This window comes from Clostridium sp. UBA3061 (assembly GCF_002367465.1).
Lineage (GTDB): Bacteria > Bacillota > Clostridia > Clostridiales > Clostridiaceae > Clostridium_J > Clostridium_J sulfidigenes.
Genome location: NZ_DFCF01000010.1, coordinates 318,144 through 331,168 on the forward strand (window position 1 = coordinate 318,144; position 13,025 = coordinate 331,168).

The window sequence follows — 13,025 nt, forward strand, 5'->3', positions numbered from 1 at the left end:
TTTCTTTTAATTAAACTAACTTCATCTGTGTCAGCTCAAGTCCCTTTAAAAAGCCTAAGTTCTCATAAACCTCCTCAGCTTCATTTCCTATATCAACATACAGCCTAACTACAGGATATTCTTTCTTTAGAATAGTAAGCGCCTTTTTTAGCATCTTAGTTCCAATACCCCTGCCTTCATAGCTTGGCTTAACAGCTATCTGAGATATTAAAGGCCATTCCTGCCAAAGTGATACATAGCAAACTCCCACTAGCTCATTAGTATTCCCATCATATACAAGGGTAGAAGCTCTATTTAGCATGTCACTGTCTAAATAATCATCAAAGTATTCTTTTACCCAACCTGTATATTCCTCTAGAGTATAACTACTATGAAGATTCACATTGTTTTCAAATGCCTCATAAAGTAACTTTCCTATTTCTCCTTGATTTTCTCTTTTAGGTAAATTCGCATAAAAACCTTCTCTCCACATAATATTGAATTCTTCTGTCGGTCTTATCATCCACCTACCGCTTTCAATTTTCTTAAATCCTATTTTCTCATAATTTTCAACTAAAGATGGTTGTACTATATCCGCAAGTATATCCTTTGTAGTATCTGACCAAAAAACTAGAATTTCTTTAAGTCTTTCTAATAATAAATCTACATTTGAATAGGGAGGTATAATGAATAATTCTGATATATTATTAGGTTCTATAAACACTCCACCTATTTTTTTATCATCTTTAATAATCCAAAAGCATTCATCTTCATCATCAACTACAGTTCTCATTACGTCATAACTTTTCTTAAAGAAGCCATTGGCAATGTTCATCTGTGAGTAAACTGTATAGTAATCAGTGAACCCTTTATTATCAGCCCTTTCTAGTCTATATCCATCCCTTAATTCATAACTTAATATTTCCTTTGACCACTTTTGAAATTTCATATACTATACCCCCTTAAGTATCTGTTCAAATCATTTTAATAATAAAAATTATCTAATAATTTTATTTAATTAACCTCTTTATTTTTTATCTACTAACAAAGCTTTTACACCATTTGCTAGATTATCTTGCCAATCATAATAAAGATGAGCACCTATAAAAGTTTCAGAAGTTACATTGTATCCTTTACTTTTTAATGTAGCTATCATTCTGTTATTTGCCTCCACATGACCTTTTGAAAATCCCTCTAGGCTTCCCATATTTAAATAGAAGTCTATTGGTAATACCTCTGAATCCTTGTATTCCTCTATTAGTTTACTATTTCCTTCAGAATCAAGTTGTATTTCTCCTTTATCATCAATAAACCATGCAAAGGCTCCTGATTGTGATAGAACATTTCCGAATATATCATATCCATTAAGTGCTGCATAAGCTGCAAATTGTCCACCTAAACTTAATCCTGTAATAATTGTATTTTTAGGATTTTTTGTCACCTTATAATTTTCCCTAACCCATGGTAATATATCTTCTGTAATAAATTTTAAAAATTCATTATTACAAATTAATTCTTTTGCTCTATTATCTGAGCCTTCAATAAATACAGCACAGGTAGGACTTATATGCCTATCACCTATGAGATTATCTAGTATTTTGGGAGCTTCTACTAAGTTTATATATTCCCATCCATCAGTAAACACCATTAGATTGTTATCACTTCCATCTTCTTCATATCCATAAGGGGTGTATATCCAAACTCTTCTTTCCTTTTTATCTGACTTAAGTTTAAATCTAGACATATGAATTTTTCCTGTTTTATTATCAGTTCTTTCCTTTGTCCATATTTTTTCTTTAGCCTCAGGCATCTCAATTATATTTTCGGTAGGTACAAGAAGCGCTATATCTTCTGGATTTTCTTCATCTCTTACAGGTGTATAAGTTTTAGGATTAAGAGGATCTATGATTACATCTTCATCCCTCCATTCATACTCTTCATTAACATTTGCTATCAATGTATATAAACAACGAGCTTTTTTAGATAAAATAGCACTTCTATACCATAAATCACTATTGCCTAATCTATATAAATTAGTTTTTTTATCGCCTTCTCCGAACATCCATCCTCCAAAGATTTCACTGAAAACAAATATATTATCAATTTCTCTATCCTGTCTCCAAATTACAGTTACAATTGAATTTTCTTCATCTCCCTCTATGTCTTCAATAAGAGGCGCCCCTTCTCTTTCGATCTTTTCCCAAAATATATCTATAGCATTATCATTTCCAGAATTCATATCCTCTTCAAGTTTTAATATCATTGGACTTAACATTTTTTTATTCTTCATAATTAATTTAGCAATAAGGTTATCTAATAGATACCTCAATCGCTTCCCCCCTTCAATTTAAGTATATTTTAATTTATTCTTTATCTAAACTTACTGAATTCAACTATTTAACTAGTTGTATAGTTCTATATTTAAATAGTTTCACAGGTAAATTTCTGTATATGAAACTATTTAAAATTTATTCGTTATGAGATTTAATGTCCATTACTATAAATTTAAATTCTCCATCTTCCATATACTCATCACATTTTTTAAATCCTAGCTTGTTAAATAGTAACAATGATGGCTTATTATTTTCTTCAATCTCCACATATATTCTATTTATATCCATGGTATTAAATATATAGTTCATGGCTATCTTGATAGAGTCATAAGCTATGCTTTTCCTCCAATATCTTTTATCACCTATAGTAACTCCCATTTCCCCCTGCTTTGCAACTGTATCTATACTAAAGAAGTTGACAAAACCTATAAAATTTTCATCATTATCGGTGATTATAAAATACTTATACATTCGATCTTCTAATCTATCATTGATCACATTTCTTTCAAAGTTATCACAATAGATTTTACATTCTTGAATTAATTCTCTACTATTACTTGGTATAGGTCTTGGATCATACCTATTAATCTCCTTGTCAATTCTACAAGAAAACAAATTAATGATATCTCCTTTTTCTATGTCTCTTATCCTAATTTTCTTATCCTCATAATAATTCACTATTAAATCCCCCTTTTTCTACTTTATCTTTTTACTTTTTTAGAAATCCCCTTATTGAGCAACAAAAAAGCTGTAAGAAAGAATCTCTCTCTTACAGCCAAATCTAACATTTTTATTTTACTTAGTTAATATACTAAATCTCTAATTTAGTATATATCATCTACTTTACCCAGTATATACAGATAAAGTTTCATATTATTATATATCCTATAAATTCAAAGACACAGCAAAGTATTAAATATGTTACCATATTTACTCATACTTTAAGTACTTCTTTACATTTAAAAATATATATTAACAAATATTATTATAAACTTAGGACACCTTGTAAATCACAAATTATTTAAAACATAAATAATTGTGGCATTCACTAAAAATAATCCTATAAAATACCCTTCTTAAGATTCACATCTTAAGCAAAGCTAATTATAATAATTAAGTAAAATTTAGAAATAGCTCAATAAGATTGATTTCATTTCAATTGTTTTAAAAAGAAGTATCACAAAAAATCCTATAGATGTACTATAGACCTATAACGTAAACAAAACCTCTTTTAATTTAAATATTTTCTTTTCTCGAAAATTTAACTAACAATTGATTCTAATCAACATCTCATTGTTCCCTTCCTAAATTTAAAATTACAAGTATAATTTACCATAATAAATATATATAGTCAATACAAATATTCCTACTTCACATCTATTAAACCCAATTTTTTAAGTTCATCTATATTTAAAGCTTTATTATAGGGTAATTCAATACTACCTTCATTAACTAATTTAATTATTTTCTCTTTATATGGTGATTCCAAATTAACTCCAGTTATCTCCCAGTTATTATCCACTTGTGGAGATATAATACCTTGATTTTTAATATATTCTACTATCATATCTCTAATTGTATTAGAAGATTTCCAAATATAATTATTCTTTGCTAATTTTCTACCTTTTAAATTTGCAAAATAGCAATAATCACTGGTTGCTAATTTTAATTTTTGATTTTCTTTCACTAAATCACCTTTGAAAATTAAATCTACAATTCGATGACCTACTGGTTTAGAAATATCTACTTTATAATTTACTCCAGCAAAAAATTCATGTTGATATCCTGGAATATCCATGGTAAAGCTTATAGAAATATCTCCTGACTTCCACTGATTGTAAGCTGAAGCAGCCCATTCCATATAATTCTTTAACTCTTTCCCTGTAACTTCTACTACATAAAGAAAAGTAGTAAACTTGTATACATTGAAAATATGTCCATAAGTAATAACACCTTTTTTTATATTACTATCATCCCTAATTAAAGAGGTTGATGTAACATCTGCACCAGAATTTATAAGTTGAACCTTATTTATCAACTCTATAAGTGGAGTATCTCTAAGCCGTCCTTCAGGTATAAAGCTTATCTCATCCTTTGGTTGAAAATCTTCTGTGGCTTCTCCTATTATTTCTGTGACAAAATCCATAGTTGTTTCATGTGCTTTCTTAATAACTGGTAATCCACTTAACTCTTCGCTAGGATAATACGGCTTCATGGATACAACTTTAACTTGTCCATCTATAACATGATTATTATTGTCCAAGGTTAAATCAAAACGAATTACTTCCTGTCCACTATCTGTAGCCCCTCCAATGAGCGTTTTTCCTCTTTTTTCTTTTACTGTTATATGAAAATGCCCAACTACTAGTACATCTATCTCCGGACATAATCTCAATATTTTTTCAGCTGCATCTCTTTCATTCTTCTTATCATGTTCTGAAACCATGCTTGCATGAGCCATAACCATTATAATATCTACTTTATCCCTAATTTCACTTACATACCTATAGGCAGTTTCACCAAGATCATGAAAATTTAGATCCTTCACTAGATTTCCTACCCATCTTGGTACATTAGGAGTAGTTAACCCTATAATTCCAACTCTCACTCCACCACAATTTATAATTGTATGTGTCTTTACAAAGTCTTCACCACTTTCTCTATAGTCTACATTTGCTGAAAGAAATGGAAAGTTACTTTGCTTTTCAAGAGATTTTATTAAATCAAATCCAAAGTTAAATTCATGATTTCCCAATACCATAGCATCATATCCCATAAAATTCATAGCAGAAATCACAGGATGTTTTTCATCCTTTTTATTACTATACATTTCATCTGTTAACGTATTTCCTTGAATTATATCTCCATTATCCACTACCAAAGTATTAAGATTTTCACTCTTAACTTGCTTTATATAAGAATAAATACGATTCATTCCACTATTATTGAAGCTTTCACCCTTATCATAGTTATATCCTAAAATGTTTCCATGTATATCTGTAGTTGCTAAGATTGTAATTTTCTTATTCTTTGTTGTAGTGATTCTATTCATTTATATTTAATCCTCCAGCTTAAAACATTAATTATTAATAATAACTTTCTCAACAATAATTTCTTAATTCAATTTTTTCTTATTATAATTATATCATTTGCTTCTGTATAATATATACTTTAGCATGGTATCTATCTTTTTCTCCATAAATAAAAAACGCATCTAAACACAGACACGTTTTCACTACTATAATTTAAAAATAAATTTTCCTATAGTTGTTTTTAGCTTAGTAGCTTCCATTATAATACCATATAAAATATTTACAATTACATATATTACTAAAAATCCTAATACTTTGTCTCCAAATCTATATCCAAAAGGCATTAATATTAAATTAAATAAATAGAGTAATGCAAAACTTACTAATAAACTTATGCTCTGATCAATTATATTAGCACCTAGTTTGGCTAAAAATCCACCTTTCTTTTTAACATTTTCATTAGAACACTCTTCTGCCTTTTCAGCTTCATCTATATGCTCTAATACTTCTTCATTTTCTAAAGTTGCTTCCATGTTTTCTTGTGTTTCAGCTATAGTTTCTTCTGTTACATTTTCCTCTTCTATACTTTCATTATCACTTTTTATATTTTCTTCATCCTTTAACATCCAATATCCTCCTTAAATAATAATTATAAACTCTCTGATAAATATACTATACTTTAAATTATCTGTAAATTAATTCTATGTAAACTTAGTATGAATTTACATAGAAAATTAACTTTTTAATTCTATATTTAAAGCTATAGTGTAATTTTTCTATTTCACTATAGCTTAACTTTTATTATTATATTAAAATTTAAATATTATTTTTAGTATTCATTTCTCTAAATAACTTGTATAAGTAATATAGATTTATAAAAACTATTATTGCATTAGCTATAGCTACAGGATATGCTCCAATAATCAGCCCGTATATTACAAATAATATACATCCCATTAAATTAATAAATCTTAGCTTAAATATTTTCTTCATAAACATAGAAATAGTAATTAGTATAGATGCTAAATAACCTATCCACTCAATCAATGTATCATTAAACATAGAACTCCTCCTAAAGTTTATTATATTCATTAATAAATAACAAACATTCACTCTAAATACTAATAAAACTAATGTTTTAAAAAATATGTTTATTTATAGTTTCTCTATTATATATTTTTTTATTTATATAATAATTATTTTTTATTTTAGTTTTTGGATTTTTATCTCTTATACAACAATGTAGCTCAATCCTTAGATTTAAATCAAAAAATATAAAAACTATCTCAAATCAAAGACTTAAGATAGTTTTTATATGATAAATTTTTATACTGTTATAAGCTGATATAATGATACACTAATCTATAAAAAAGTTATAATAATTATCTATTATAAATTATTAATTATGTTTTCAACAATTTTATTAAATATGTTTTTAAATTCATCTTGATGCTCTTCACCTTTTGATAAATTGCTTATACTACTTATCATAGGTAATTCACCTAAAAGATTTAAATCTAGATTTTTCAAGAACTTTTCTGTATCTTCTCCATTAAATAATTTAATTTTTTTATCGCAATCAGGACACTTAATATAACTCATATTCTCAATAACACCTAAAACTTTTATATTTAATTTTCTAGTCATATTAACTGCCTTTGCAACTATCATAGATACAAAATCTTGAGGAACAGATACCATTACTATTCCATTTATCGGAATATCTTGCATTACAGTTAGTGCTACGTCTCCTGTTCCTGGTGGCATATCAACAACTAAATAGTCTAATTCTCCCCAAATTACATCTGTCCAAAACTGCTTAACCATTCCACCAATCATAGGACCTCTCCAAATTACAGGATCTTCTTCATTCTCTACTAGCAGATTTAACGACATAACCTTTATTCCTTCTTGAGATTCAATAGGATATATATTTTTACCATCCGCCATAGCTTTTTGTCCTGTAATTCCAAGAAGTCTTGGTATACTTGGCCCTGTAATATCTGCATCTAAAATCCCTACTTTATATCCTTTTTCCTTTAATTGTCTTGCTATTAAAGTAGCCATGGATGATTTACCAACGCCACCTTTTCCACTCATAACTCCAATAATTTTTTTAACATTGTTTAAAGGATTGTTCTCAACTCCACAACTTCCTTTATCTTTACTGCATCCACCATTGGATGGACATGTATCACATGTTGACATAAAATCATCTCCTCATTATTATTGGTATTTACTAAATTTATATTACTGCTGTTTTAAATTGTTGTCAAATGCCAATAATGAAATTTATTATAATCCTATATGAATAAATTATATTTTTGTCTAGCATATTATAAAATTAAAATATAACATCTAAAAATTACTGTAATAATCTCTAAAGGATAACGACTTCTAAGTATCAAATAAATTGATACTTAGAAGTCTGTTAGTAAGCTTTAGGGGGAGAAAAACTCCCTCTAAAGCAAAGAACTATGTTTATATCATTAAAACATTTAATTTTATTCCCAAGTTTCACTACAGTAACTACATAATCTTTTATTGTCTAAACACTCCCTATTACCACATCGTATACATTCTTCATATCCTTCATCATAATAACTAATTTCATTTTCAAAATTATATTCTTCTCCTAAATTGTCTTCTGGTAATACATAATTATTCATCATATTTTCCTCCTAATTTTAATATTCCTTACTCCATAGAATTTAATAATATATTTTCCTGTTTTTAATATATTTATACTTAACAAACCATTTTATAATACAATTCACTATTATGAAATGTTAAGAATTTCAGAAATTATTATATGGCTTATTTCTGCCAGTTACTATTAGCAAAACCTTTAATTTATTATGTAATAAATTGTTGATTTTTGTAGTTATAACGTTTTCTGATAGACTGATTTTATTTATTTTAATTTATAATAAGAGTTATATACTAATATTTATTATGTTATCCTATATAAGGAATTGTTGCGTATTTTCACGTAACTACAACTATCATAAAATTCATTCATAAACATGAATTGATTTTACAGTGTATAAGGGGGATTACAATGAAAAAGACTAGATTCCTCAGTATTGGACTATCTTTAATACTATCCTTGTCCTTAATTGGATGTAGTTCAAAAAATAGTTCTACTAATACTGAGTCCAAAAAGAATGAAACTGCTCAACAACAAATAAAGGATGGAGGAACAATGATATTTTCTGCTAGAACTGATCCAAGTTGCCTAAATCCTTTTTTTCAACAAAACAGAGTTACTTATACAATAAACAATGCTTTATTTGATCCACTATATGTAGTTGATAAAGATGAAGTAAGATATTACTTAGCAGAAAGTATGGAAACTTCTGAAGATAAACTTACATATACATTAAAATTAAAAGATAATTTAACATGGCATGATGGTACAAAAATAACAGCAGATGATGTTGTTTATAGTGTAAATGTAGCTAAAGATGAAAGTCAGGGAATTGATGCTAGACAAACTTTTGTTATTGATAAAAAAGAAGTCCAAGCTAATAAAATTGATGACTTAACTGTTGAATTTAAACTTCCAAATACCTTTGCACCATTCTATATATCAATTGGAGATTTTAAAATAATTCCAAAACATATATTTGAGGGTGAAAGCAATTTAGCAGAATCAGATAAAAATAATACTCCAGTAGGTTCTGGTCCTTTTAAATTCAAAGAATGGAAAAAGGGTGAGATGGTAACCCTAGAAAGATTTGATGATTATTATTTAGGAAAACCTCATTTAGATAGTGTGGTTTATAGAATAATTCCAGATGATAATACTTCAAAAATTGCTTTTGAAAATGGAGAAGTTTCTGCAGCATATTTAGCTGAAGATAAGTTTGAAACTTTCTCATCAGATGATAGGTTTAAAACTCATTCTTTTGATGAAGGAATGCTAAACTATATTATACTTAATGAAAAAAATGAAAACTTAAGTAAAAAAGAAGTTAGACAAGCTATATCCTATGCCCTAAATAAAGAAGAGATTTTAAAAACATCCTATACTAATTTAGAAAATACTGAAAAAGCTTACTCTATTCTAACTCCAAATACAAAATTCTATACTGATGATGTAGAAAAATATGACCAAAATTTAGAAAAAGCAAAAGAGCTTATGGAAAAGTCTGGTGTAGGTAATATAAAATTGAATTTTCAATACACTCCAAAAGATAGCAAAATTGCTATGGTTGTTAAACAACAACTTTCTACTATCGGCATAGAAGTAGATGCTCAGCAAATAGATGACAATGTATACTTCTCAAAAATCCTTGGAGAACAAGAAAGAGATTATGATATACTTATAAATGGATATGTAATGGGAAATGATCCAGATGGATATTCTAGTGCTTATATGTCTAGTGGTAGCTTTAATGCTCAATGTTATAATAACAAAGAACTAGACAAGTTGTGGAAGGATGGAGCTTCTCAATCAGATGATGCAAAGAGAAAAGAATTATATGAAAAAATTCAAAAGACCATAGCTGATGATGCTGTAGTATACCCATTATATTATTCAAAGTCATTAATCGGAGTTGATGCTAAATTTGGTGGAATTGAAGATGCCAAATTAGTACCTATATATATGTTTGAAGATTTATCAAAAATATATATGATTCAACAATAAAAATATATTTCTATGGCTCATTTACCCTTTCCGGGTACTTGAGCCATTTTTACATAAATTTTTTACATAGAAAGGATAGTATTATGAAAAATAAAATTACAAAGAGAATTTTACAAGCTATTCCTATGCTTTTATTTATATCCTTTGTATCCTTTTTACTTATGAATCTGGCTCCAGGAGATCCAGCTCAAGGATATATAACCCCTAAAATGTCAAAGGAGCAAGCAGATTTAATAAGAGTAAGTCTTGGACTGGATAAACCTATGCTAACTAGATATTTCTTATGGCTAAAAAATGTATTAAGTGGTGATTTGGGTTACTCCTTGGTTTCTAGACAAGCTGTAGCTAGTGAAATTTCTTCAAGATTTTTTGCTACCCTTGGACTTATGGGTTCTTCCCTACTTCTAGCTATTTTAATATCAATTCCCCTAGGATTACATACGGGCATGCATAGAAATAAATTCTTAGACAGATTTACAAATATATTAAACTATATTGCAATCTCTATACCTAGCTTTTGGTTTGCAATGATATTGCTTTCAATATTTTCTTTAAAATTAAAGTGGCTTCCTAGTGTTGGTATGAGAACTATAGGTGTAACTTCAATATTAGATGTTATAAAACACGGTATATTACCTACTATAGTACTTAGTTTTTCTAATATAGCTGTTCTTACAAGATATGTACGTTCTTGTACTATAACAGAACTAAAGCAAGATTATATTGTTACCGCAATTTCCAAAGGCGCAAGTAAGAATAGAATTCTATTTAAACATATCATGAAAAATGCTCTTCTTCCAATGATAACAATTCTTGGAATGAGCTTACCATCTTTAGTTTCTGGTGCATTTATCACTGAAACTATCTTTGGATGGCCTGGTATGGGAAGACTTGGCATTAACTCAATAAAAGCCTTAGATTATCCAGTTATAATGGCTATGACTTTAGTTACCTCAATAATGGTTGTTATAGGAAATCTACTTGCTGATATTAGTTATGTACTAGTAGATCCTAGAATACGTAGGGGGGATGAAAATGTTTAGTATTAGATTTAAAGAAAATTTTATAAGAGAGCTTAAAAAAAATAAATTAGGAATATTTGCTTTAGTATGCTTAATTTTAATAATTATTTTATCTGTTTTTGCATTTTTGACTCCTTATAATCCTGATACTATTGATATGAGTAATCAATTTATTTCTCCAAATTTAAAAAATATATTTGGAACAGATGAACTCGGAAGAGATTACTTTACTAGAGCTTTATATGGTGCACGAATCTCCTTAATAGTAGGTGTACTCTCCATGATGGTATCTATATTCATCGGCACCCTAGTTGGTGCTATAAGCGGACTATTAGGAGGCAAAGTTGATGCTATTATAATGAGAATAATAGACATGTTAATGAGTATACCTCTATTCTTTTTACTACTAATAGTAAATTCTTATTTAAGACCAAGTATAGCCAATATAATAATCATTATAGGTATATTTGGATGGATGAGTATCGCTAGAATAGTCCGCTCAGAAACATTATCTATAAAAGAAAGGGATTATATTCTATGTTCTAAAGCCTTAGGTAGCAATAATATAAAAATAGTAAAAACACATATAATACCTAATGCTATTTCCACAGTAATTGTTGCAGCTAGCATAAATATAGCCGATGCTATACTTATGGAATCATCTTTAAGTTTTTTAGGTCTAGGGGTACAACAACCGATGGCTTCTCTCGGAAGCATGCTTCAAACTGCTCAAGCCAGAATTGGTGATAAGACTTACTTAGCAATTTTTCCAGGTCTTATGATACTATTAATTGTATTAAGCTTTAATGTTCTTGGTGATATCTTGAGAGTAGCATTAGATCCGTCTCAAGGAGAGTAATTAAAACATATAAGTATAAAAATAAAAATTATGCTATAATTTATATTATAACATAATTTTTTAGGAGGTTTTTATGGACACTTATACCCTTCCACTTTATCAAAAATCAAGCTTAAAAAAGTCTCTAAAATTTCTTTATTTATTTTTTGTACTATTTTTTTTAATATTATCTATTCTTATATTTATATTTATTACTAAAGAAAATCCCATTATGGGCATTGTTTTTAGCTTGATTTTACTTGTACTTTCTATTTTCTTTATGTATCTATTTATAAATATTGAAATTCTAAAGAAATTTCAAATTGAAATTACTTATGAATATATTAAAATCACTACACCATTTATTAAAAAATTTGCATTTTGGAAAGATATTTATAATATACAAATCTATAATTATCAAAATAATCCTATGTTATCTTTCTTGCTAATTAAGGACCTAAATAAAAAAACAAAATCATCTATATGTAATAATTTAAATTCACTTTTAGGGATTCCACCAACTTCCTTTCAGATATCTCTTAATCTTTTTAAAGATATAGATATGGAAAAACTTTATAATACTATAATTATGCAACTAGACAAAGTATCTGTAAATGATACTGATGTAATTACCGAGATTTCAAATAATATTTATAACAAACCAAATAATAACCTAATTAAATCAATTATACTTTCCTTTATTTTTACATTTATAATTGGAATTATATATGGATTCTCCATATATAAGCTAGAAAGCAATTATTTAATTATACCTATATTGGGTTCTTTATTAATTATATCTGTCTTTAATAAATACTATTTAGAAAAATCTTTTAAATTATCTATTAGATGTTTAGTAGGTTTTATCTGTTCTCTTCAAGTGCCTATTTCAATTATTTCTATGCTGTTCATAGATTTAAAATCATTATTACCACACACCAAATTACTAATGATACTAAAAATGTTAAAGTCAGATGTAAAATATATAATTTATAATCCCATTGACCATTTTTTACTCTTCTTAATTTTTATAGTATGTTTTGGAATTGGATTCTTATATGGAAGAGTTTCTAAAAAAAATTCAGAAGAAAACTCTGAATTTCTAGATATATAAAAGAAGCCTAGGTTAAATTACCACTAACCTAGGCTTCTTTTGCTATATTATAA

General features: G+C 27.6%; 12 protein-coding genes. 4 read left to right on the forward strand and 8 right to left on the reverse strand.

Translation table 11 applies throughout. From position 1 onward, the window contains the following. Positions 1-10: 10 nt before the first annotated feature. The 8 genes from B2P65_RS09075 to B2P65_RS09110 all read right to left on the reverse strand — a co-directional run bounded on the left by B2P65_RS09075 (position 11) and on the right by B2P65_RS09110 (position 8,013). A complete protein-coding gene (locus tag B2P65_RS09075) occupies positions 11-928 on the reverse strand; it encodes a GNAT family N-acetyltransferase (protein ID WP_346879212.1) in 918 nt (305 codons plus the stop codon). A 78-nt stretch (positions 929-1,006) separates the two neighbouring features. After that, positions 1,007-2,308, reverse strand: a complete 1,302-nt coding sequence (locus B2P65_RS09080) for an alpha/beta hydrolase (protein WP_346879213.1) — start codon at positions 2,306-2,308, stop codon at positions 1,007-1,009. Positions 2,309-2,447: 139 nt separating this feature from the next. Further along, entirely contained in the window at positions 2,448-2,990 is a 543-nt protein-coding gene (locus B2P65_RS09085; RefSeq protein WP_346876979.1) for a GNAT family N-acetyltransferase, read from the reverse strand. A gap of 688 nt (positions 2,991-3,678) precedes the next feature. Next, positions 3,679-5,364 (reverse strand): bifunctional metallophosphatase/5'-nucleotidase, encoded by a 1,686-nt coding sequence (locus B2P65_RS09090; protein WP_346880029.1) that lies wholly within the window; start codon positions 5,362-5,364, stop codon positions 3,679-3,681. A gap of 186 nt (positions 5,365-5,550) precedes the next feature. After that, complete coding sequence (locus B2P65_RS09095; protein ID WP_346846503.1) at positions 5,551-5,970, reverse strand: hypothetical protein; 420 nt, start codon at positions 5,968-5,970, stop codon at positions 5,551-5,553. Positions 5,971-6,160: 190 nt separating this feature from the next. After that, a complete protein-coding gene (locus tag B2P65_RS09100) occupies positions 6,161-6,436 on the reverse strand; it encodes a YgjV family protein (RefSeq protein WP_414632288.1) in 276 nt (91 codons plus the stop codon). Positions 6,437-6,733: 297 nt separating this feature from the next. Then, complete coding sequence (locus B2P65_RS09105; protein WP_346846501.1) at positions 6,734-7,552, reverse strand: Mrp/NBP35 family ATP-binding protein; 819 nt, start codon at positions 7,550-7,552, stop codon at positions 6,734-6,736. Between the two features lie 296 nt (positions 7,553-7,848). Continuing rightward, positions 7,849-8,013 (reverse strand): hypothetical protein, encoded by a 165-nt coding sequence (locus tag B2P65_RS09110; RefSeq protein WP_346880030.1) that lies wholly within the window; start codon positions 8,011-8,013, stop codon positions 7,849-7,851. 392 nt (positions 8,014-8,405) lie between these two features. Here B2P65_RS09110 and B2P65_RS09115 point away from each other — a divergent pair, with 392 nt between their 5' ends. From B2P65_RS09115 to B2P65_RS09130, 4 genes are all read left to right on the forward strand, one after another. Then, the gene (locus B2P65_RS09115) at positions 8,406-9,998 is read left to right on the forward strand and encodes an ABC transporter substrate-binding protein (protein ID WP_346879215.1); all 1,593 of its coding nucleotides are present in this window, start codon (positions 8,406-8,408) and stop codon (positions 9,996-9,998) included. 83 nt (positions 9,999-10,081) lie between these two features. Then, complete coding sequence (locus B2P65_RS09120; RefSeq protein ID WP_346876982.1) at positions 10,082-11,041, forward strand: ABC transporter permease; 960 nt, start codon at positions 10,082-10,084, stop codon at positions 11,039-11,041. Next, entirely contained in the window at positions 11,034-11,879 is an 846-nt protein-coding gene (locus tag B2P65_RS09125) for an ABC transporter permease (RefSeq protein WP_346846497.1), read from the forward strand. Before B2P65_RS09120 ends, B2P65_RS09125 begins: the two co-directional genes overlap by 8 nt. A 73-nt stretch (positions 11,880-11,952) precedes the next feature. Next, a complete protein-coding gene (locus B2P65_RS09130) occupies positions 11,953-12,972 on the forward strand; it encodes a hypothetical protein (RefSeq protein ID WP_346880031.1) in 1,020 nt (339 codons plus the stop codon). Positions 12,973-13,025 lie beyond the last annotated feature (53 nt).